Origin of the sequence: Crossiella cryophila (assembly GCF_014204915.1) — a bacterium.
GTDB lineage: Bacteria > Actinomycetota > Actinomycetes > Mycobacteriales > Pseudonocardiaceae > Crossiella > Crossiella cryophila.
Genome location: NZ_JACHMH010000001.1, coordinates 4,062,303 through 4,084,199 on the forward strand (window position 1 = coordinate 4,062,303; position 21,897 = coordinate 4,084,199).

At 68.9% G+C, this 21,897-nt stretch carries 16 protein-coding genes; 7 read left to right on the forward strand and 9 right to left on the reverse strand.

The window, feature by feature from the left end; translation table 11 throughout:
* The first annotated feature begins 146 nt into the window (after positions 1–146).
* Positions 147–1,370, forward strand: coding sequence for a cytochrome P450 (locus HNR67_RS18155; RefSeq protein ID WP_185003443.1), 1,224 nt, complete (start codon positions 147–149; stop codon positions 1,368–1,370).
* Here the strand turns inward: HNR67_RS18155 and HNR67_RS18160 are convergent.
* From HNR67_RS18160 to HNR67_RS18195, 8 genes are all read right to left on the reverse strand, one after another.
* Positions 1,364–2,548 (reverse strand): serine hydrolase domain-containing protein, encoded by a 1,185-nt coding sequence (locus HNR67_RS18160; RefSeq protein ID WP_185003444.1) that lies wholly within the window; start codon positions 2,546–2,548, stop codon positions 1,364–1,366. The genes HNR67_RS18155 and HNR67_RS18160 overlap by 7 nt on opposite strands.
* 70 nt (positions 2,549–2,618) lie before the next feature.
* Entirely contained in the window at positions 2,619–3,815 is a 1,197-nt protein-coding gene (locus HNR67_RS18165) for a serine hydrolase domain-containing protein (protein WP_221489950.1), read from the reverse strand.
* A gap of 62 nt (positions 3,816–3,877) precedes the next feature.
* Positions 3,878–4,318: a nuclear transport factor 2 family protein gene (locus HNR67_RS18170; protein ID WP_185003445.1), complete on the reverse strand. Its 441-nt coding sequence runs from the start codon at positions 4,316–4,318 to the stop codon at positions 3,878–3,880.
* A 10-nt stretch (positions 4,319–4,328) separates the two neighbouring features.
* Complete coding sequence (locus HNR67_RS18175) at positions 4,329–5,198, reverse strand: TIGR03619 family F420-dependent LLM class oxidoreductase (RefSeq protein ID WP_185003446.1); 870 nt, start codon at positions 5,196–5,198, stop codon at positions 4,329–4,331.
* Entirely contained in the window at positions 5,195–6,799 is a 1,605-nt protein-coding gene (locus HNR67_RS18180; RefSeq protein ID WP_221489951.1) for a GMC family oxidoreductase N-terminal domain-containing protein, read from the reverse strand. Before HNR67_RS18180 ends, HNR67_RS18175 begins: the two co-directional genes overlap by 4 nt.
* Before the next feature lie 38 nt (positions 6,800–6,837).
* Complete coding sequence (locus HNR67_RS18185; protein WP_221489952.1) at positions 6,838–8,001, reverse strand: thiolase domain-containing protein; 1,164 nt, start codon at positions 7,999–8,001, stop codon at positions 6,838–6,840.
* Positions 8,001–9,053, reverse strand: coding sequence for a thiolase domain-containing protein (locus HNR67_RS18190; RefSeq protein WP_185003448.1), 1,053 nt, complete (start codon positions 9,051–9,053; stop codon positions 8,001–8,003). The genes HNR67_RS18185 and HNR67_RS18190 overlap by 1 nt, the downstream gene beginning before the upstream one ends.
* A 25-nt stretch (positions 9,054–9,078) precedes the next feature.
* Entirely contained in the window at positions 9,079–10,035 is a 957-nt protein-coding gene (locus HNR67_RS18195; RefSeq protein ID WP_312989601.1) for a Zn-ribbon domain-containing OB-fold protein, read from the reverse strand.
* 84 nt (positions 10,036–10,119) lie between these two features.
* Between HNR67_RS18195 and HNR67_RS18200 the strand changes: the two genes are divergently transcribed.
* From HNR67_RS18200 to HNR67_RS18210, 3 genes are read left to right on the forward strand one after another with little or no spacing between them, the layout of a single operon-like run.
* The gene (locus HNR67_RS18200; RefSeq protein ID WP_185003450.1) at positions 10,120–11,178 is read left to right on the forward strand and encodes an LLM class F420-dependent oxidoreductase; all 1,059 of its coding nucleotides are present in this window, start codon (positions 10,120–10,122) and stop codon (positions 11,176–11,178) included.
* Entirely contained in the window at positions 11,175–12,731 is a 1,557-nt protein-coding gene (locus tag HNR67_RS18205) for an acyl-CoA synthetase (protein ID WP_185003451.1), read from the forward strand. Before HNR67_RS18200 ends, HNR67_RS18205 begins: the two co-directional genes overlap by 4 nt.
* A gap of 11 nt (positions 12,732–12,742) precedes the next feature.
* Positions 12,743–13,207, forward strand: a complete 465-nt coding sequence (locus HNR67_RS18210; protein ID WP_185003452.1) for a pyridoxamine 5'-phosphate oxidase family protein — start codon at positions 12,743–12,745, stop codon at positions 13,205–13,207.
* Positions 13,208–14,167: 960 nt separating this feature from the next.
* Here the strand turns inward: HNR67_RS18210 and HNR67_RS18215 are convergent.
* Positions 14,168–14,959, reverse strand: a complete 792-nt coding sequence (locus tag HNR67_RS18215) for a crotonase/enoyl-CoA hydratase family protein (RefSeq protein ID WP_185003453.1) — start codon at positions 14,957–14,959, stop codon at positions 14,168–14,170.
* Positions 14,960–15,021: 62 nt separating this feature from the next.
* On the opposite strand from HNR67_RS18215, the gene HNR67_RS18220 reads away from it, so the two are divergent.
* The 3 genes from HNR67_RS18220 to HNR67_RS18230 all read left to right on the forward strand — a co-directional run bounded on the left by HNR67_RS18220 (position 15,022) and on the right by HNR67_RS18230 (position 21,510).
* Positions 15,022–16,620 (forward strand): acyl-CoA synthetase, encoded by a 1,599-nt coding sequence (locus HNR67_RS18220; RefSeq protein WP_185003454.1) that lies wholly within the window; start codon positions 15,022–15,024, stop codon positions 16,618–16,620.
* A complete protein-coding gene (locus tag HNR67_RS18225) occupies positions 16,601–17,698 on the forward strand; it encodes an NAD(P)H-dependent flavin oxidoreductase (RefSeq protein WP_185003455.1) in 1,098 nt (365 codons plus the stop codon). The genes HNR67_RS18220 and HNR67_RS18225 overlap by 20 nt, the downstream gene beginning before the upstream one ends.
* A 125-nt stretch (positions 17,699–17,823) precedes the next feature.
* Positions 17,824–21,510, forward strand: a complete 3,687-nt coding sequence (locus HNR67_RS18230) for a glycoside hydrolase family 2 TIM barrel-domain containing protein (RefSeq protein ID WP_407645179.1) — start codon at positions 17,824–17,826, stop codon at positions 21,508–21,510.
* Positions 21,511–21,897: the final 387 nt, after the last annotated feature.

The following is a 21,897-nucleotide window of genomic DNA, read 5'->3' on the forward strand; positions in this document are numbered from 1 at the left end:
ACCGTGGATCAGTAGTCATTTGTATGAGTAGAACATGTTTCAGTGAGGTTGGTAAGACTCAGTGAACACCCTTCACTCAACGCGGGTCTCGTGTTTGAATCCAGTAGAACCTGTTCCACATCGCTGTGTGAGCACGGAGGACAGCCATGGCCCTGCCCCAACTTCCCCGGGGTTTCGACTTCACCGACCCCGACGTGTACGCGCAGCGGCTGCCCATCGAGGAGTTCGCCGAGCTGCGACGCACCTCGCCGGTGTTCTGGAACGCCAAACCGCCGGGCCGGGACGGATTCCCTGACCAGGGCTACTGGGTGGTGAGCAGGCACGCCGACGTCAAGCGGGTCTCCCTGGACAGCCGCCTGTTCTCCAGCTCCGCCAACACCGCGATCATCCGGTTCGGCTCGGACATGACCAGGGAACAGCTTGACCTGCAACGACTTATCATGCTCAACCAGGATCCGCCGGAGCACACCAAGTTGCGCGGCATCGTCTCCCGCGGCTTCTCGGTGCGGGCCATCGCCGGACTGCGGGACGCCCTGGCCGAACGCGCGCACCGCATCGTGCAGACCGCGCGCACCGAGGGCGCGGGCGATTTCGTCACCGACATCGCCTGCGAACTCCCGTTGCAGGCCATCGCCGAACTGCTCGGCGTGCCCCAGGAGGACCGGCGCAAGATCTTCGACTGGTCCAACGAGATGATCGGCTACGACGACCCGGAGTTCCAGACCGACTCGGCGATGGCCGCGGCGCAGATCCTGGCCTACTCGATGAACATGGCCGAGGAACGCAAGAAGTGCCCGATGCCCGACATCGTGACCAAGCTGGTCCAGGCCGATGTGGACGGTGACTCGCTCTCCGCCGACGAGTTCGGTTTCTTCGTCATCCTGTTGGCGGTGGCCGGAAACGAGACCACCCGCAACGCGATCACGCACGGCATGATGGCCTTCCTGGACAACCCGGAGCAGTGGGAGCTGTACAAGGCCGAGCGTCCCAAGACCACCGCGGACGAGATCGTGCGCTGGGCCACCCCGGTGGTCTCCTTCCAGCGCACCGCCACCGCGGACACGGAAATCGGTGGGGTGCCGGTGAAGTCCGGCGACCGGATCGGCATGTTCTACAGCTCGGCCAACTTCGACGAGGACGTCTTCACCGACCCGGAGCGCTTCGACATCACCCGCGATCCCAACCCGCACCTGGGTTTCGGCGGCAGCGGCGCGCACTTCTGCCTTGGCGCCAGCCTGGCGAGGCTGGAGATCGACCTCATCTTCAACGCCATCGCCGACCACCTGCCCGACATCCGCAAGGCGGGCGAGCCGCGGCGGCTGCGTTCGGGCTGGCTCAACGGGATCAAGGAGTTCCCGGTTTCCTACTGACCCAGCGCGGTCCGCAACGCGGTGACCAGTCGCCCGGCCCGGCCGCCGTCCGCGGCCGGTCCGTGCTGCAACCGGTTCATCACGTAGGCGAAACCGATCCCGTGTTCGACATCGCCGAAGGCCAGCGAGCCACCGTGCCCGTCATGCCCGAACGACCCTGGCCCCAGCAGCGTCAGTTCACCCGGCAACTGCCCGTGTGGGATGAACCCCAGTGCCCACCGGGCCGGTTTGACCAGCACCCGATCTAGCCCCGCGGTCTGGCTGGCCCGCGCTCGTTCCACCGTTGACGGGGCCAGCAACCGCACCCCGTCCACCTCGCCGACGGTGGCCGCGTACAGCCGGGCGAACCCGTCCGCGGTGCCGATCGCGGAGGCGGCCGGGATCTCCGCCGCGTGCACCAGGCGGCTGTTCGCGTTGAGCTGCGGCGTGGTCAGCTCGAAGGTGCGCATGATCAGCGAGTCCGGATCGTCGTACTCGGCAAGGAGTTTCCGAGTCGGCTTGGGCAGGTCGGCGGGTGGCCGGGCCAGTTCCCGCGGCACCGGCGCGGACACGATCCGGGACACCCGCGGCTCCAGGGCTTCCGGCAGCCCGATCCACACCTCCGCGCCCACCCGGTCGGCGATCTCGGCGGCGAACACCTCGCCGAAACCCCGTCCGGTGATCCGCCGGATGACCTCGCCGATCAGCCAGCCGAAGGTCCAGGCGTGATACCCCTGCTCGGTTCCCGGTGTCCACCAAGGCTTCTGCGCTGCCAGCCGGGCCACCACCCGGTCCCACTCGGCCAGTTCGGCCACCGGGAACCGCTCGTTCAGCGCGGGCAGTCCGGCCTGGTGGGTGAGCAGCCAGCGCACCGGGATGTCCTGCTTGCCCGCGGCGGCGAACTCCGGCCAGTACCGGGCCACCGGCGCGTCCAGGTCGAGGTGCCCGCGCTCGACCAGCAGGTGCGCCAGCATCGTGGTGACGCCCTTGGTGACCGAGTACACGAACTGCAGGGTGTCCCGTGCCCAAGGCCGTCCGGCGCGCTCGTCCGCGATCCCGCCCCACAGGTCCACGACCTTGCGCCCGTGCCGGTACACGCACACCGCCGCACCGAGTTCGCCGCCCTCGGTGAAGTTGCGCGCGAACACCTCGCGCACCGCCTCGAACCCGGGCGCCACCGCGCCGTGCACCTCGGTCATCGCCATCACCCCGTCCGCACAACGCGGACCGGCGGCACCCGGTCGCCCGCGTGCCGCCGGTCCGTGGAGATCAACCCGCCAGCACGCCCTTGAGCGCGTCGACCAGCCGGGCCGCGGTGGCGCCCTCGCCGGTCAGTCCACTGTGGATTTTGTTCATCACGTAGCCGAAGCCGATCTCGTGATCCACATCGCCGAAGGCCAGCGAACCGCCGTAGCCGCCGTGCCCGAAGGTGCCCGGCCCGAGATGGCTGATCATCGGTGTGACGCCCTCGGCGTGCGCGCCGGTCATGTAGCCCAGGCCCCAGATGCTGGGCAGCATCAGCACCTTGTCCGGACCGACGGACTGCACCGCGCGGGCCCGGTCCACCGTCTCCCGCTCCAGCAGGCGGAAACCGTCCACCTCGCCGACCGTGCTCGCGTACAGCCGGGCGAAGGCGTCCGCGGTGCCGACCGCGCTGATCGCCGGCACCTCGGCCGCGCGCAGTTCGGGACTGTTGGCCGGCATCGGGTCGCTCATCACGTTCAGCGCGCGCATGGCGAGTGAGTTGGGGTCGGCGAGCACCGCGAGCATCCTGGCCAGCTCCGGCGGCAGATCCTCGGCCGGGGACGGCGGGGCGCTCAGGTCGGCCTCGATGAACTTGCCCACCCGCGGTTCCTGCTCCTTGGGCAGGCCGATCCACAGGTCCAGCCCCAGCGGCTTGGCCACGTCCTCGGCCAGGATGGTGCCGACGGTGCGGCCGGTGGCCCGGCGGATGACCTCGCCGACCAGCCAGCCGTAGGTGACGCCGTGGTAGCCGTGCGCGGTGCCGGGCTCCCAGTTGGGTTCCTGCGCGGCGAGCTGGGCGACGATCGGATCCCACTCGGCCAGCCAGGCGAGCGGGAACTTCCGCTCCGGCATGGCCAGTCCGGCTTGGTGGGTGAGCAGCCAGCGCACCGGGATGTCCTGCTTGCCCGCGGCGGCGAACTCCGGCCAGTACTGGGCCACCGGCGCGTCCAGATCCAGTTCACCGCGCTGGACCAGCAGGTGCGCGATGGTCGCGGTGACGCCCTTGGTGGTGGAGAAGACCAGCTGGATGGTGTCCTGGTCCCAGGCGCGGCCGGTGTCGACGTCGGCCACGCCGCCCCACAGGTCGACGACCTTCTGCCCGCGCTGGTACACGGTGACCGCGGCGCCGACGTCGGGGCCGTCGGTGAAGTTGGCCAGGAAGGCATCGCGCACCGGCTCGAAACCTGGTGCCACCGTGCCGTGGATCTGGGTCACGCCCACCCCCAAAAGGTGCTCAGTCGCATGTTGTCATGCACTCGCATCATATCGGGGATGGGCGTGGCTCAACCTTCCTGTTTGCTGACAGTGGACAGCGCCCGGTCCAGTTCCCAGAAGGCCCGCAACGACCGGAGCAGGCCGTCCTCGCCGACCCGGTAGACGAACACGCCGTCGGTGTCGATGCGGGTGCCATCAGCGGCGATGGCCGAGATGGTGCCCACGTTGGCCACCTCGTCCCCGCTGGCGAAGGAGTCGGTGATGGCGAACTCCATCCGGGCCATGTGCCCGATGGTGAGGTCCCAGAACGCCCCGATGGCCGCCCTTCCGTGATGGCCCTTCCCGGTCTGGTCGAAGATCGAGGGCCCGACCGGGTCCTCCACCACGGCGTCCTCGGCCCACAACGCGAGCCAGCCCTGTTTGTCCCCGGCGGCGACCGCGGTCATCGAGCGGATGGAGGCCGCCCGCGCCGGGTGCTCGCCGTCGGGGGCGGTCCAGGTCACCGTCATCCAGCGCTCCTCACAGTTTGGCGATGATCGTCTCGGCGAACTTGCGCATCGAGTCCTGTTTGGCCGACAGCGGACCGTCGAAGGGCACCCCGTCCAGCACCCAGGGCATGGTGATCGCGTCGGTGACGCCGATCGAGGCCAGTTCCCGGTAGCCCTCCAGGCCGAACCGGTCGATGCAGACCGACTGGATCTCGAAGGGTTCCGCCGCGCGTCCGTAGCCCGCGCGGAGTTCGGCCAGCCGGGCGATGGTGGTCTTGAGGTCGGCGAAGGTCATCATCGCCGAGGTCCAGCCGTCGCCGATGCGCGCCGCCCGCCGCAGTCCCGGTCCGCTGTGCCCGCCGACGTAGATGGGCACCGGTTTGGTCGGCGCCGGACTCATCCGCAGTTTGCCGAACCGGTAGTGCTCGCCGTGGTACTCGACCATGCCGCCGCCGAGGATCAGCTTGAGCACCTCGATCGCCTCGTCCCCGCGTGGCCCTCTGTCCACATAGGACGTTCCGCACCACTCGAACTCCTCAGGCGACCAGCCGAGTCCGACGCCGAGCCCGAACCGGTTGCCGGTGAGCACCGCCACCGAACCGACCTGCCTGGCCAGCAGCACCGGGTTGCGCGAGCCGAGTTTGAGCACCTGGGTGTAGAAGCCGATCCGGGAGGTGACCGCGCCCATCGCGGCGGCGGCCACCATCGGGTCGACCCACGGCGTGTCCTCGGTCCAGAACCGGCTGCCGTCGGGGGTGTAGGGGTAGTCGGCGGAGACCTGTTCGGAGAAGAACAGCGAGTCCGGCAGGGCGATGCTGGCGAACCCGCATTCCTCGGCGGTGCGCGCTAGTTCGGGCAACTGCTCGATCGGACTCATCGCCACCGCGCAGGTGAACTTCACCGGCCGCCTCCCCGGATCTGGTTGGCCACGAACAGGTCCATGCAACGTTCCGCGTTGGCGGTGATGGTCAGCGACGGGTTGGCCAGGCAGGTGGAGCCGGGCAGCAGCGCGCCGTCCACACAGAACAGGCCCGGATATCCCTTGAGTTGACCGGTGAACTCGGTGGCCTGACCCATCACCAGTCCGCCGAGCGGGTGATAGGTGTTGCGGGCGCCCAATCCGTGCGCGGTGCCGCGGTCGTAGTTGGGCAAACCGTTGAACAGGAAGCCCTTCTTGCCCTCGGTCTCCCACCAGAACCGGGTGGCCAGATCGCGTCCGGCCTTCTCGCCCAGGGTCTCCATCACGCCGTAGGGCCAGTACACCTTGCCGCCGCCGGTCGCCGGGTCGTAGCGCACCTCGCCGCGTTCCGGGGTGACCGAGGTGATCAGGTGCGTGGTGGAGGCGACGTTGAGGATGTTGGGCACCGGCGCGGCTTCCCAGGCCATCGAGGTCGGTGCGAACGGGTTCTTGTCGTCGAAGAACTTGACGTTGCCCGGCCCGCCCTGGTCGAAGCCGACGTCCTTGCGCAGGGTCATCCGCAGGACGAGGAAGTCGCCGTTGTTGCCCCAGCCCTTGCCGATCTGCTCGTTGAGTTTGGGCAGCCAGCCCTTGGCCTTGGCGGTGACGATCAGCCCGGAGGAGTACACCGATCCGGCGGCCAGGAACAGGTAGTCGGCGTCCATCTTCTTGGTGGACAGGACATCCCCGTTGTCGTTGGTCAGTTTGACCACGACCTCGTAGCGGCCTGCCACCTCGCGGATCTCGGTGACCTCGTGCTGGGCCAGGATGGTCACGTTGCCGGTGGCGGTGGCGCGGGCCAGATAGGTGCGGTCCACGCTGTTCTTCGCGCCGGAGTTGCTGCCGAAGGGGCCCTCGCCGATGCTGTGGCAGGCGATGCGTTTGCCTTCCAGCTCCTCGCGAATGGCGTTCCAGTCCACCGCGAACGGGATCGGCACCGGCTCCTTGCCGAACTCGGCCAGGTACTCCAGCCAGGCCCGCGCGCCCCGGTACTGCGGGTGCGCCTGCACGTCGGAGGGGATGAAGCCGACCTTCAGGTTCTCCCTGGCGCGCGGCCAGTAGGTGCCGTCCATCTCGTCGAAGGGCAGCTGACTCGGGTAGACCTTGTCCCATTCGGACCGGCGTGGCTGCGGCATGTACAGGCCGATCACCAGCGAGCCACCGCCGACGCCCGCACCGCTGAGCACCCGGATGCCCTCGCCCTCGTGGGTGGCGATCAGCCCGGCCTTGCGCTCGATCTTCTTGTTGATGTCCAGGCCCAGCGGTGGCCGGTCGTTGAACCAGGCGCAGCGCCAGTCCGGGTTCTTGATGGTGCAGAAGGTGTCCCCGCTGGGTTTGACCTCCCAGCGGCGGCCGCGTTCGAGCACCGTGGTGCGCACCCCGGCCTGACCGAGCCGCAGCGCGGCGACCGCCCCGCTGAACCCGCTGCCGACCACGATGGCGGTTTTCCCGGCCAGCGCGGGTACTTCGCCGTAGGCGGCCAGCGCGCCGAAGCGGCCGAGCGCCCCGGAGGCGACCGCGGCTCCGGCGCCAGCCGCAGCCACCTTGAACAGGGTCCGTCGTCGTACGGGTGTGCTCATTGTCAGTCTCCCGGTCTGTCCGCTCCCACCACCCACAGTGCGAAGAACTGTGATCCACCGCCGTAGGCGTGCCCCACCGCGGTGCGTGCTCCCTCGACCTGATGTGCGCCCGCGCGGCCCTGCACCTGCCGGGCGGCCTCGGCGAAGCGCAGCAACCCTGATGCGCCAATGGGATTGGTGCTCAGCACCCCACCGGAGGGGTTCACCGGCAGGCGGCCCGCGAGTTCGGTCTCGCCCGCCTCGGTGAGCTTCCAGCCCTGACCGGCCTCGGCGAAACCGAGGTTCTCCAGCCACATCGGCTCGAACCAGGAGAACGGCACGTAGATCTCGGCCACGTCGACCTGCCGCAGCGGATCGGTGATCCCGGCCTGCCGCCACAGCGCGGCCGCGGCTTCCTGCCCGGCACGCGGGTTGACCTGGTCCCGCCCGGCGAAGCTGGTCGGTTCGGTGCGCATCGCGGTGGCGTGCACCCAGGCCACGTTGCCGGGTGCGGCGCGGGCCGCGGTCTCGTCGCCGAGCACGATCGCGGCGGCCCCGTCGGAGGAGGGGCAGGTCTCGTCGTAGCGGATCGGGTCCCACAGCATCGGCGATGCCTGCACCGATTCCAGGGTGATGTCAGGCTGCCGCAGGTGCGCGTGCGGGTTGCGGGCGCCGTTGCGCCGGTCCTTGACCGCGACCAGCGCGCCGATGTGCTCGGGTGCTCCCGCGCGCCGGATGTAGGCGCGCACATGGGGTGCGAAGTAGCCGCCCGCGCCGGCGTGCACCGGCATCACGAACGGGGTCGGCACGGACAGCGCCCACATCGCGTTGGACTCGGACTGCTTCTCGAAGGCCACCGCGAGGACCCGGCGGTGGATCCCGGCCTGTACCAGGCTGGCCGCGACCACCGCGGTGGAGCCGCCGACCGAACCGGCGGTGTGCACGCGCAGCAACGGTTTCCCGGTGGCGCCCAGGGCGTCGGCCAGGTGCAGTTCGGGCATCATCACGCCCTCGAACAGGTCAGGGGCCTTGCCGAGCACGATCGCGTCGATGTCGGCGAGTTCGACCCCGGCGTCGATCAGCGCGCGGTCGACGGCCTCGCGGCAGAGTCCGGCCATGGAGACGTCGAGGCGTTTGGCCGCGTGGTGGGTCTGGCCGGTGCCGAGCACGGCCGCGAGCTGGGCCATCAGTCCTCGCCCCCCATGACGCACACCAGATTCTGTTGCAGGCACGGGCCACTGGTCGCGTGCGCCAGCACCCGGTCCGCGGTGCCGGTGTGGATGTGCCTTGCCGCCAAACCGATCCGGGCCAGTCCGGCGGCGAACATCGGATTGCCCGCGAGCACACCGCCGGAGGGGTTGATCCTGGCCTCGTCGAGGCCGAGTTGTTGGCGGAGCAGGATTTCCTGGTGGGTGAACGGCGCGTGCAACTCGGCAACCTGCACGCCGTCGCTGCCCGCCGCGCGCGCCGCGGCGACCGCGGAGGGGACGGCGGTGAGGTCGCGGGCGCCGAGCTGGCCGCTGTCGATCCGGTGTTCCAGGCCGGTGATCCACGCCGGGCGCGGGCACAGTTCGCGGGCCCGGTCCCCGGCGGCCAGGACCACCACCGCGGCGCCGTCGCTGATCGGCGCGCAGTCGTGCGCCCGCAACGGATCCGCGAGGTAGGGCTGGTCCAGGAGTTCCTCGATCGTTGGCGTGCCAATGAGTTGCGCCTCGGGGTTGTCCCGCGCGTCGGCCCGGGAACGCGCGGCGACCTCGGCCATCGCGCGTTCGCTCCACCGGCCCTGGGCCATACCGAGGCGGGCCTGCAACCCGGCGATGCTCACCGAGTCCGGCCACAGCGGGGTCATCAGGTACGGATCCAGTTGCAGGGCAAGCACTCGGCGCAGTTCACCGGCGGAGGACTTGCCGAAGCCGTACACCAGCGCGACATCCACCTCGCCCAGCTTGAGCCGCACCCACGCCTCGTACAGCGCCCAGGCCGCGTCCATCTCCACGTGTGATTCGCTGATCGGCGGGAACGCGCCGATCGCGTCCACCGCGGAGACGAAGGAGAACGCCCGCCCGGCCAGGTAGTCCGATGACCCCGAGCACCAGAACCCGATGTCCTGTTTGGACAGTCCGGTGTCCAGGTAGACCTGCTGGAACAGTGGTACGAGCAGTTCGACCCCGTTGCCGGACGCCGAAGTCCGGCGCACGGCCGGGGACTGGGCGAATCCGACGACGGCGACCTCCGGCACGGCCGGCTCCTCTGCTGGTGGTGGGTTACAGGTGGCGGGCGAAGCTGTCGAACGGCGCGTCGGGCTCGCCGGTCGGGGTGAAGTGGTCGATGTTCTCCAGGGTGTGGCCCCACTGGTCGCGGGGCCGCCACACCGCGCGCACCCGCAGGCCCATCCGGACCTGTTCGGGCGCGATGCCCAGCACCAGGTGCTGGAACGGGATGTCCGCGCCGTCCAGCAACACCGAGGCGGCCACGTACGGCGGCTGGATGCGCTGGCCCAGGAACGGCACGTTGACCACGCAGAAGCTGGTCACCGTGCCTTCCTCGGCCAGCTCGACCCAGTCGGTCAGCGGCACGCCGTCGGTGGGGCAGGCGCCGCGCGGCGGGATGTAGACCTGGGTGCACACCGAGCAGCGCTGGCCGGTCAGCCTGCCCTGCTCGACGCCGCGCAGGAATTCGCTTTCCGCGGCCGAGGCACTGTGCCGGTAGCGCAGGTCCACCGGGCTCACCGTGCCGCGCACCGGCTCGTCGAAGGTGCGCACCGGTGGTTCGGGGGTGGGGGAGTCCAGCAGTTCGAAGCAGGCCAGGTCGGTGATGGCGCCGACCGGTTCTTCGGCCCAGCGGGCGCGGACCCGCAGGCCGATCGACATCGCGCCGGGGCCGGGTGCGGCCACCGCGTGCAGCAGGGCGGTGTCCGCGCCGTCCAGCCTGATCAACGCCCACGCGAACGGTTGCGCCAGTGGTTGTCCGGCAAGGGGTTCCGGCTGCCAGGTCCAGCTCAGCACGGTCCCGGCGCTGCCCACCTCGACCAGTTCGGTGAGTGGCTCGGCGGTCACCGGGTCGTACTCGGCGGGCGGCACGTGCACCCGTCCGTCCGCGCCACGGACGCCCAGCACGCGGTGCTCGCGCAGGGCGGTCAGGAAGGCGCCGAGCGTCGGCCCGAGCGAGCGGGTGTAGGCGAACTCCACCCGAAGCTCAGCGCTGAGCGGCTCGTGGCTCACGGTCACGGAAATGAGTGAAACACGTTCTCGTTTTTGCGGCAAGATGGTAGGCGTAGGCAGACCCCGGAAGGATGGTTGTGCGCTATGCGGCTTGGGTTGCAGCTCGGCTACTGGGGTGCGGGACCACCGGCGGACACCCTGGAACTCGTTACCGAGGCGGAGCAGGCCGGGTTCGACGCGGTCTTCGCCGCCGAGTCCTGGGGCTCGGACGCCTTCACCCCACTGGCCTGGTGGGGCTCGCGCACCGAACGGATCCGGCTGGGCACCTCGGTGGCCCAGCTCTCCGCGCGCAGCCCGGCCGCCTGCGCCATGCACGCCCTCACCCTGGACCACCTCTCCGGCGGCCGGGCCATCCTCGGCCTCGGCGTGTCCGGACCGCAGGTGGTGGAGGGCTGGTACGGGCAGCCCTTCCGCAAACCCCTGGCCCGCACCAGGGAGTACGTCTCGATCATCCGCCAGGTGCTGGCCCGGCAGGCCCCGGTGCGCAACGACGGGCCGCACTACCCGTTGCCCTACACCGGAACCGGCGCACTCGGCCTGGGTCGTCCGCTCAAGCCGATCACCCACCCGCTGCGCGCCGACCTGCCGATCTGGCTCGGTGCGGAGGGTCCGGCGAACATCGCGCAGACCGCGGAGATCGCCGACGGCTGGCTGGCCATCTACTACACGCCACGGCTGGCCGGGATCTACCGCGAGTACCTGGAGGAGGGCTTCGCCCGGCCCGGCGCGCGGCGCAGTGCCGCGGACTTCGAGATCGCGGTGAGTGTGCCGGTGGTGGTCACCGAGGACCCGGCCGCCGCACTCGCCCGGCTCAAACCGACCTACGCGCTCTACCTGGGTGGCATGGGCGCGCCGTCGATGAACTTCCACGCCGACGTGTTCGCCCGGATGGGATACGGCGAGGTGGTGGCGGAGGTGACGCGGCTGTTCGTGGCCGGTCGAAAGGAGGACGCCGCGCGGGCGGTGCCCGATGAGATGGTGTCCGAGGTGACCATCATCGGCGGGCCGGAGCGGGTGCGCGCGGAAGTGCGGCGATGGGCGGCGGCCGGGGTGAGCATGCTGGTTGTCGGCTGCCAGGACGCCGCGGCGGTACGCGCGGTGGGTGCGGCTGTGGTGTCGAGCGAGAGCGGGGTGGCGGTATGAGCGAGCCGACCGGACTGTGGCAGATCGCGCAGGCGTACCCGGACCGGACCGCGGTGGTCGAACCGGACGGCACGCAGGTCAGCTACGGCGAACTCGTCCGGCGGGCCAACCGCTACGGCCGGGGTTTCCAGGCGCTGGGCCTGCGGCCGGAGGACACCGTGGTCGCGCTGCTGCCCAACTCCGCCGACCTGCTCGCGGTGTTCTTCGCCGCGTTGCAGACCGGGCTGTACTTCGTGCCGGTGAACTGGCACCTGGTCGGCCCGGAGATCAACTACATCATCGGGGACAGCGGGGCCAAGGTCTTCCTCGCGCACGAACGCTTCACCGAGGCCGCCCAGGCGGCGGTCGCGGGTGCCGCGGTGACCGAGGAGGCGCGGTTCGCGGTCGGGGAGATCGAGGGGTTCCGGCCGCTGGCCGAACTGGGCGCGGGGGAGCCCGCCACCCGGCCGGACGAGCGGGTGCTGGGCTCGCCGATGCTCTACACCTCCGGCACCACCGGGCGGCCGAAAGGCGTGCGCCGGCCGCTGACCGGGGAGCCGGTGGACGAGATCCCGGCCCGCAACCGGCTGTTCTTCGCCCTGTTCGACCTCAAACCGCACGACGGGCACGTGCACCTGTGCGGATCGCCGCTCTACCACGCCGCGGTGCTCAGCTTCGGCGTCGTCTCGGTGCTCTACGGGCATCCGGTGGTGCTGATGGACGGCTGGGACGCGGAGGAGTCGCTGCGGCTGATCGAACGGCACGGGATCACGCACAGCCACGTGGTCCCCACCCAGTTCAACCGCCTGCTCACCCTGCCTGCGGAGACCAGGGCGCGCTACGACCTGTCCTCGCTGCGCAAGATCGTGCACGGGGCCGCGCCCTGCCCGCCGGAGACCAAGCGCCGGATGATCGAGTGGCTGGGGCCGGTGATCATGGAGTACTACGCGGCCACCGAGGGCGGCGGCGCGGTGATCGACTCCGCCCAGTGGCTGGCCAAACCCGGTTCGGTCGGCCTGCCCTGGCCGGGATCGCAGGTCAGGGTGCTCGACGAGGAAGGCACCGACCGACCGGTAGGCGAGCCCGGTCTGGTGTATTTGCAGGCCGGGGCGGTGACCACGTTCGAGTACCACGGCGATCCGGAGAAGACCAAGGCCAACCGGGTCGGCGAGCTGTTCACCATGGGAGATATCGGTTACCTGGACGCCGAGGGCTACCTGTTCCTGTGCGACCGGCGTAACGACATGATCATCTCTGGTGGGGTGAACATCTACCCGGCCGAGATCGAGGGCGAGCTGGCGGTGCACCCGAAGGTGGCCGATGTGGCGGTCTTCGGCATCCCGCACCCGGACTGGGGCGAGGAGGTCAAGGCGGTGGTCCAGCCAGCCGACGGGGTGACCGCGGACGCCGCGCTCACCGAGGAGCTGCTCGCCTACGCCGGCACCCGGCTGGCCAGGTTCAAGCTGCCCCGCAGCATCGACTACCTCGACTCGCTGCCCAGGGATCCCAACGGCAAGCTGTACAAGCGCAGGCTGCGCGAACCGTACTGGGCGGGCAGCGCACGCAACATCTGAGAGGGAGCCGCATGAGTCGCCGCGACCAGATCACCATGTCCCCGGCCGAGGTGGAGGACTTCCTGGCCGAGCGCCGCACGCTGGTGGTGGCCAGCCTCGGCCCGACCGGCCACCCACACGTGGTGCCCATGTGGTTCGCCCTGCTCGACGGGGAGATCGTGTTCTGGACCTACGCCTCCTCGCAGAAGGTGCTCAACCTGCGCCGCGACCCACGGCTGAGCTGCCTGGTGGAGGCCGGGGACAGCTACGAGAAGCTGCGCGGGGTGTCGATGGAGGGCACCGCGCAGGTGGAGACCGACCCGGCGGCGGTGCTGCGGGTGGGGACGGCGATCCTCACCCGCTACGGCGGCGGGCCGGTGGACGAGGCGGCGCAGGAGCACATCGCCCGGCAGGCGGTGAAACGGGTCGCGATCACCTTCCATCGCAGCCGGATCGCGAGCTGGGATCACCGGAAGCTGGGGGCGGGGGTGTACTGAGCGGCGGGTTGGCCGTTGTGGGGCAAGAGCGACAGTCAAGGGCGTCCTCGCCGGACGGGCAGAAATCAAAGGATGGGGGGAGAAAATCAAGAGCAAAGACGCAGTGCTCGTACGGTCCCCCATCCCCGTCAGCCCTCCGATACCAAACCACATCCCGGGCAAGCGGCCAGTCGCGTTTGTGTTGACTCGGCGGCGGATTGTGTTGAAGGCCGCTTGCCCGGGATGCGGTGTGTCCTCTCCAGGCTGACGGGGATGGGGAACCGCTCAGGAGATGTTTGAAAAGCCACCCCGGCCGCCCGTCCTCGGGCTCCGCCCGGTCGCAGCGTGTGTGAACCGCCTAGCCGCATCGTTCCCGGGCTTCGCCCGCCTGCCCCCAACGCTCCCCGCCCCGGGCTCCGCCCGCCCACCAGGCCGCGTCCTCGACTCACAACGGCCAACATGGTGTCCCACTTCGGCCAACACACCGTCCACAACGGCCAACACGCCGTCCCATAACGGCCAACACGCGCGGAGGGGGTTGAACCCCAACCCTCTCCCGGCGTGTTGGCCGTTGTCGTACCGTGTGTTGGCCGTTCTTGTACGCCGAGTTGGCACTTGTCGTACGCCGGGCGGGCGGAGCCCTGCTGCCAACTCGCCCGTCTTCCAGCCCCGGAACCGCCCGGCTGTCCCGCTCCGGGCTTCCTCCGCCCGGAACCGCCCAGCCGCCACGCCCCGGGCTCCGCCCGCCCCGCGCCCACCACCACCACCACCACCACCACCACCCGGCCGCCCGCCTCCGGGGCTTCGCCCGCCTGCCCCCCACGCCCACCGCTTCGCCGTCCCGCAACGGCCAACATGCCGTACCAAAGCGGCCAACACCCCGTACCAAAGCGGCCAACACGCGGGCTGGGGGTTCAAGCTCTCGGCGTGTTGGCCGTTCTGGGACGGTGTGTTGGCCGTTGTGGGACAGACGGGGGCGGTTTACTCGCCTCGGAACTGGGGTGGGCGTTTTTCCTTGAAGGCGCGGGGGCCTTCCTTTGCGTCGGCGCTGGCGAAGACCGCTGCTCCCAGCTTTCCTTCCAGTTGGAACGCCTCGTCCTCGGCCATGCCCTCTGTGTCCCGGATGGTGCGCAGGATCGCCTGTACTGCGAGTGGTCCGTTGGCGGCGATTCGGTTGGCCAGCTCCAGGGCCTTCTCCAGGGCCTGACCGTCTGGGACGACGTGGCCGATCAGGCCGATGTCCTTGGCTTCGGCGGCGGTGATGTGTCTGCCGGTCAGCAGCAGGTCCGCCGCCACGGTGTACGGGATCTGCCGGGGTAGCCGGACCGCGCTGCCGCCCAAGGGGAACAAGCCCCAGCGGGCCTCGGATACGCCGAACCTCGCGCTCTCGCCGGCGACCCGGATGTCGGTCGCCTGCAGGATCTCGGTGCCGCCGGCTATCGCTGGGCCCTCGACGGCGGCCAGCAATGGTTTGCTGAGGCGGCGGCCTTTCAGCAACGCGGGGATCACCGCCAGGTCGAAGCCTGCGCGGAACTGGTCGCTGGGGTGGGACTGGGTCATGGCCTTGAGGTCCGCGCCCGCGCAGAAGGCGCCGCCCGCGCCGGTGAGTACGCAGGCGCGGATGCTGGGGTTGTTGTCTACCTCGTCCCAGGCCTCGCTCATGATCGACAGCATGGGGCCGGACAGGGCGTTGCGCGCCTCCGGGCGGTTCAGCGTCACCACGAGCACGGCGTCTCGTTGTTCCACCAGGCAATGCGGAGCGTCAGCGGGCATGGAGCCGTTCTCCTCTCCATGGGCTATTGCCGGACAACGATAACACGTTCTACTTTCGAAGCGTGGCCGTCAACATCGCGGATCTCGTCGAACATGCCGTCGATCTCGTCCCCGAGCGCGTCGCCGTGATCTGCGGTGGGCGTCAGGTCAGCTACGCGGAACTGGAGGCGCGGTCCAACAGACTCGCCCACCACCTGCGAAAGCGTGGGGTCGTACCCGGTTCGCACATCGGGGTGCACTCGCGGAACTCCATCGAGGCGGTGGAGGCGATGATCGCCGCGTACAAGCTGCGCGCGGTGGCGATCAACGTCAACTACCGGTATCTCAAGAACGAGTTACAGTACCTGTTCAGCAACGCCGACCTGGTCGCGCTGATCCACGAGCAGCGGCACAGCGAGGTGGTCGCCGAAGTGCTGCCGCACGTCCCGGGACTGCGGCACACCGTGGTCATCCCGGACGAGTCCGGCCAGGAGTTCACCGGCGTGGCCTACCCGGACGCGCTCGCCGACGGCGCCCCGGACCGCGACTTCGCCGAGCGCAGCCCGGACGACCGCTACATCCTCTACACCGGCGGCACCACCGGCCAGCCCAAGGGCGTGGTGTGGCGGCACGAGGACATCTGGCGGGTGCTCGGCGGCGGCATCGACTTCCTCAGCGGCGCCCGGCTGCCCGACGAATGGCACCAATGCCGTGCTGGCAAGGACTTCGCGCTGATCCGGCTGCCGGTGGCCCCGCTCATCCACGGCGCCGCCCAGTGGGCCACCTTCCAGAGCCTGTTCGGCGGCGGGACCGTGGTGCTGGTGCCGCACTTCGACGCGGACGAGGTGTGGCAGGCGATCCAGCGGCACCGGGTCAACGTGCTCACCATCGTCGGCGACGCCATGGCCCGCCCGCTCATCGAGGCATACCACCGCGGTGGCTACGACGCCTCCTCGCTGTACGCGGTCTCCAGCAGCGCGGCCCTGTTCTCGCCCAGTGTCAAGGAACAGTACGTCGCCGCGCTGCCCAACATCATGCTCACCGACGCGATCGGCTCCTCCGAGACCGGGTTCAGCGGCATCGGCGTGATCGGCCGGGACGGGCAGCCCAAGGACGGACCGCGGGTCAAGGTGGACGCGGACACGGTGGTGATCGGCGAGGACGGAAAGCCTGTCGCCGCAGGGGTTGTGGGGCGGTTGGCGCGGTCGGGGCACGTGCCGTTGGGCTACTACAAGGATCCGGTCAAGACCGCGACCATGCTCACCGAGATCGACGGCCGCCGCTACGCCATCCCCGGCGACTACGCCAGGGTCGAACCCGATGGCACGGTCACCTTGCTGGGCAGGGGAAACACCAGCATCAACACCGCCGGCGAGAAGGTCTACCCGGAGGAGGTCGAGGGCGCGCTCAAATCGCATCCGGACGTCTTCGACGCGCTCGTGGTCGGCATCCCGGACGAGCGGCTCGGCCGGCGGGTGGCCGCGCTGGTGCAACCCAGACCCGGTGCCACGCCTGGCTTTTCCGCGCTGGACGCGCATGTGCGCGGACTGATCGCCGGGTACAAGGTGCCGCGCAGTCTGTGGCTGGTCGAGGAGATCGGCCGCACCGCCAGCGGGAAACCGGACTACCGCTGGGCGCAACGCTATGTCGAGGAGCACCGGGATGCGAACGTCGCTGTGTGAGGTACTGGGCATCGAGTACCCGGTGCTCGGCTTCACCCCGTCCGAGCAGGTCGCCGCCGCGATCAGCCGGGCCGGTGGGTTCGGTGTGCTCGGCTGCGTGCGGTACAACCGGGCGGAGGATCTGGACGCCGCACTGGACTGGATGGACGCCAACACCGACGGAAAGCCTTACGGTGTGGACATCGTGATGCCCGCCGCGCCGCCGAAGGAGGGCACGGCGGTAGACCTGGACGCGCTGATCCCGTTGGCACATCGGGAGTTCGTCCATCGGACGCTGGCTGAACTCGGCGTCCCGGAGACGGCGGACGCCGAACCCGGTGGCGTGCTCGGCTGGCTGCATTCGGTGGCACGGTCCCATGTGGACGTTGCCATGGGACACCCGATCCGGCTGATCGCCAATGCGCTCGGCCCGCCGCCCATCGACGTGATCGACCGCGCGCACCAGCACGACGTACTGGTCGCGGCACTGGCCGGGCGGGCCGAGCACGCGGTCCGGCACGTCTACGGTGGGGTGGATATCGTTGTGTCCCAGGGTTATGAGGCGGGTGGGCACACCGGGGAGATCGCCACCATGGTGCTGCTGCCGGAGATCGTGGACGCTGTTGGCGCCCGGGTGCCGGTGCTCGCCGCGGGTGGCATCGGCTCGGGTCGCCAGGCTGCCGCGGCCATCGCCCTTGGCGCGCAAGGGGTCTGGATGGGGTCCTACTGGCTCACCAGTGCCGAGTACACCCTCGGCGGTCCGAATTCGGCCACCCAGCGTGCGTTGCTGGCCGCCCGCTCCAGCGATACCGTGCGTTCCCGCATCTACACCGGCAAACCAGCCCGGTTGCTGCGTACCCGCTGGACCGAGGCGTGGGCCGCGCCGGACGCGCCCGAACCACTGCCGATGCCGTTGCAGAACCTCCTGGTCAGCCAGGCTCATCAGCGACTCGCCGCCGCGGACGACCCCGAGGTGGTGGCCATGCCGGTCGGGCAGATCGTGGGGCGGATGAACGAGGTCAGGCCGGTCGCGCGGATCATGGCCGAGCTGGTGGCCGAGTACCAGGAGACCGTGCGCCGGCTCGCCGAACTGGGCTGAAAGTCCACACCCGGCCAGCAAGTACCCCCCGATCGGAGGTTGAGCCGGCACCGGCGGCCGCGCAGGCTCGCTGGGGACCGGGTACCGATCGGGAGGATCGAACCGTGCGGGTGAGACATCGGGCCGTGCTTGCGACAACGTTGTCAGCGGCCCTGCTGGCCGGTGGGCAGCTGCCGATCGGCACGGCGCAACCAGCCTTGGACGTGTACTCCTACCTGGAGAATCCGCGGATCACCGGTGAGGGCCAGGAGCCGCACCACGCCGAACTGCGACCCTATGCTGATCACGCGGCCGCGTTGCGCGGGGATGAGCGCACGCCGTTCACCCAGAGCCTGGACGGCGACTGGAAGATCCAGATGGCCGAGCTGCCGGAGAAGGTGCCGGCCGGGTTCAGCGCCGCCGACTACGACGTGCGCGGCTGGCGCACCGTGCGGGTGCCGCACACCTGGCAGACCGACGGTCTGGACCACCCGATCTTCCGCAACATCGCCGAGGAGATCGTGCCGGACACCCCGCCCAAGGTGCCAAGGGACATCAACCCGACCGCGGCCTACGCCAAGGACTTCACCGTCCCCGCCGACTTCGACGGCCGCCGCACCGTGCTCCGGTTCGAGGGCACCACGTCCAGCTATTTCGTGTGGGTCAACGGAAAGCGGGTCGGCTACGACCAGGGTGGTTACACCCCGGCCGAGTTCGACATCACCGACGCGCTGCGGCCAGGCGTCAACCGGCTGGCCGTGCAGGTGCATCGCTGGGCCGCCGGGGCCTACCTGGAGGACGTCGACCAGTGGCGTTTCGCCGGGATTTTCCGCTCGGTGTGGCTGTACTCGACCCCGGCCAGTTTCATCCGCGATCTCACCGTGCACACCGACCTGGATGAGAACTACCGGGATGCGAGGCTGGACGCCGCCGTCGAACTCGCCCGCAAACCCGTTGGCAGCACTGGGAAACACCGGGTCAACGCGACCGTGCACGACGCGGGCGGCGGGGTGATCGCCAGCGCGAGCGGTGAGGCCGACCTGACCGGTGAGACCGCCAAACTCACCCTGAGCGTTCCGGTGAGCAACCCGGCCAAGTGGACCGACGAGACCCCGAACCTGCATTCCCTGGTGCTCGAACTCCTTGGCCCGGACGGGAAAGTCGTGCACACCACCAGGGAGACCATCGGCTTCCGTGAACTGTCCATCAAGGACAAACAGCTGCTGGTCAATGGGAAGCGGGTGTTGTTCAAGGGCGTCAACCGGGCGGAAACCGATCCGCGGCACGGTCGGCATGTGCCGCGGGACAAGCAACTGCTTGATGTGCAGCTGATGAAGAAGTTGCACGTCAACGCGGTGCGGACCTCGCATTATCCTTCTGATCCGCACTTCTATGACCTGGCCGACCAGCACGGACTGTGGATCGACGATGAGGTCGACATCGAGACGCACTCCAGGGACAACTGCCCCAGCAACTGCCTGGCGGACAAGCCGGAGTGGCAGGATTCGTTCCTGGAGCGGTACATCGCCATGGTGCAGCGGGACAAGAACCACCCCAGCGTGTTCATGTGGGACACCGGGAACGAGGCCGGACTGGGCGCCGCGCACTACAAGATGGCGGAGTGGACGAAGAAGAACGCACCCGGACGCCCGCTGTACCACCAGTCCAACAACCCGGACGGCGACGCGCCGTACGCTGACGTATGGGGTGCTCGTTACCCTGATCCGAACCGGTTGGCGCGGCATGCCGAGCGGACCACCAAGCCGGTGATCATGGGGGAGTACGCGCATGCGCAGGGGAACAGTCTGGGTAACTTCCGTGAGTTCTGGGAGGTCATCCGGGCCAATCCGGCGTTGCAGGGTGGGTTCATCTGGGACTGGGCGGAGCAGAATCTGAGCCTGCCGTTGAAGCTCACGCCGGACAGTTCAGCCAACAAGATCACCGCGCATCTCAATGGGATGCCGGAGTTGGCGGAGGGGCGTCGGGGCAAGGCGGTCAGTCTGTCCGGGCTGGACGATTTTGTTGAGGTCTATCGGGATCGGAAGCTTGATCTGACCGGCCCGCTGACGCTGGATGCGTGGGTGAAGCCTGCTACCCAGTGGCGGGGTGACTTCACTGTGATCGCCAAGGGGGATCACCAGTTCGCGTTGAAGATGAAGGATCAGCGGACGCTGGAGTTCTTTGTTTATTCCCAGGGGGACTGGCGGTTCGTGCACGCCACTGTGCCCGCGGACTTCTATGGGAACTGGCATCGGGTCAGCGGGAGCTATGACGGAGCGATGCTGCGGTTGTACATCGATGGCCGGGAGGTTGGGCAGAAGGCATGGTCCGGGCCGGTGAACAACACGGTGGAGCAGGTCAACATCGGGCGTAACTCGGAGCTGCACGAGGACCACAACGGGCGGATGGCGCATGGGCTGATCGATGACGCCCGGGTGTACGACCGGGCGTTGAGCGCGGAGGAGCTGGCCGCGGATCCGAGTGGGAGCGCGGTGCTGGCGCTGAACTTCGATGAGGCGGTGGATGCCGGGCGGTATGACTCCTTTGGGGCGCACCAGTCTGGGGCCGATGGGCTGGTGGATACCGATCGGCGGTTGCAGCCGGAGACTGCGCAGCTGGCCTGGGCGCATCAGCCGCTGCGGTTTGCTTATGGTGACGGGAACTTGCGGGTCAGTAATGAGCAGCAGTTCGCGGCGGTGGAGGGTGTTCGGCTGGAGTGGCGGATCACCGAGGGGAGCAAGGAGGTTCGGCGGTCGGAGAGTCCACTTAGGATTGAGCCGGGGCAGACCTTGAGTGTGCCGATTCCGGTGGTCGCCAATCCTGGTGATCGGGAGCGGTTCCTGGCGGTGCGGGTGTTGCGGGGTGGTGAGGTCTTCGCGCACGACCAGTTTGGTTTGGGCGGCAAGGTCGTGCCCGGTGCCGCGCCGCCGCCGGCCAGTGGGCGGCCGGTGATCGTGGATGGGATGAATCAGGTTGTGGTGGGGGGTAATGGGTTCCGGTATGTGGTCGACAAGCGGACCGGGACGCTGTCCTCGATGCGGGTCAATGGTGTGGAGCTGTTGAAGCAGGGGCCGAAGCTGAACGTGTGGCGGGCGCCCATTGACAATGAGGTGTCCAGCTGGCATCTGGCCGAGGCGGATCGGTGGCGTGCGGTTGGGCTGGATCGACTGGCCGCGACGGTCGAGTCGGTTTCGGTGCGGGGAAACGTGATTGAGGTTCGTAGCACGGTTGCCGCACCTGGGGTCGCGGATGCCTCGTTTGGGCAGACTGTGCGGTACACGGTGGATGGTGCGGGGACTATCTCGGTGGGGCATGACGTGCAGCCCCGTGGCCGGATGCGTACGTTGCCGTACTTGCCGCGGATTGGGCTCAGTTTCGCGGTGCCGCAGGAGTTTCAGCGGTTCAGTTGGTATGGGCGGGAGGTGGAGAGCTACAGCGATCGGAAGGAGGGGAGTCCGGTTGGGGTGTGGCAGTCCACTGTGGATGCTGAGCAGCGGGGTTATGGGAAGCCGCAGGAGCATGGGAATCGGACGGATACGCGGTGGGCTGTGTTGACGGATGGTCGTAGTGGGGGGTTGATGGTGGCTGGGGCCAATGATGTTGGGGTTAGTCGGTACGATGATCTGGATCGGGCTGAGTATCCGTTCCAGCTTCGGCGGAATCCGGGGTGGACTACGGTCAGTGCGGCGTTTCAGGCTAGTGGGGTTGGGGATACTCCGGCTGAGCTGTTGAAGCCTTATCAGGTTCGGGCGGATCGGGACTATAGCTACACGATGATGCTTCGGCCGCTCAGTCGAGGTGAGGTTGCGACTGGGCTGCCTGCTGGGTCTTGAGTTGGTCTCTGGTTGGCGTGTTGGTTGTTGTGGGGCACGAGCGACAGTCAAGGGCGTCCTCGCCGGACGGGCAGAAATCAAAGGATGGGGGGGAAAGTCAAAGGCAGAGATGAAGAGCAGTGCTCGTACGGTTCCCCCATCCCCGTCAGCCTTCCGATACCAAACCACATCCCAGCCAGCGACCGCCGTCACGTTGGGTTGGCCGGGCGGCGGTTTGTGTTGCAGCGGCCGCTGGCTGGGATGTGGTGTGTCCTCTCCAGGCTGACGGGGATGGGGGAACCGCTCGGGGATGTTTGAAAAGCCACCCCGTCTGCTTGTGTGCGGGCTTCGCCCGGTCGCGGCGCGTCCTCACCGCCTAGCCGCAGCGTTCCCGGGCTTCGCCCGCCT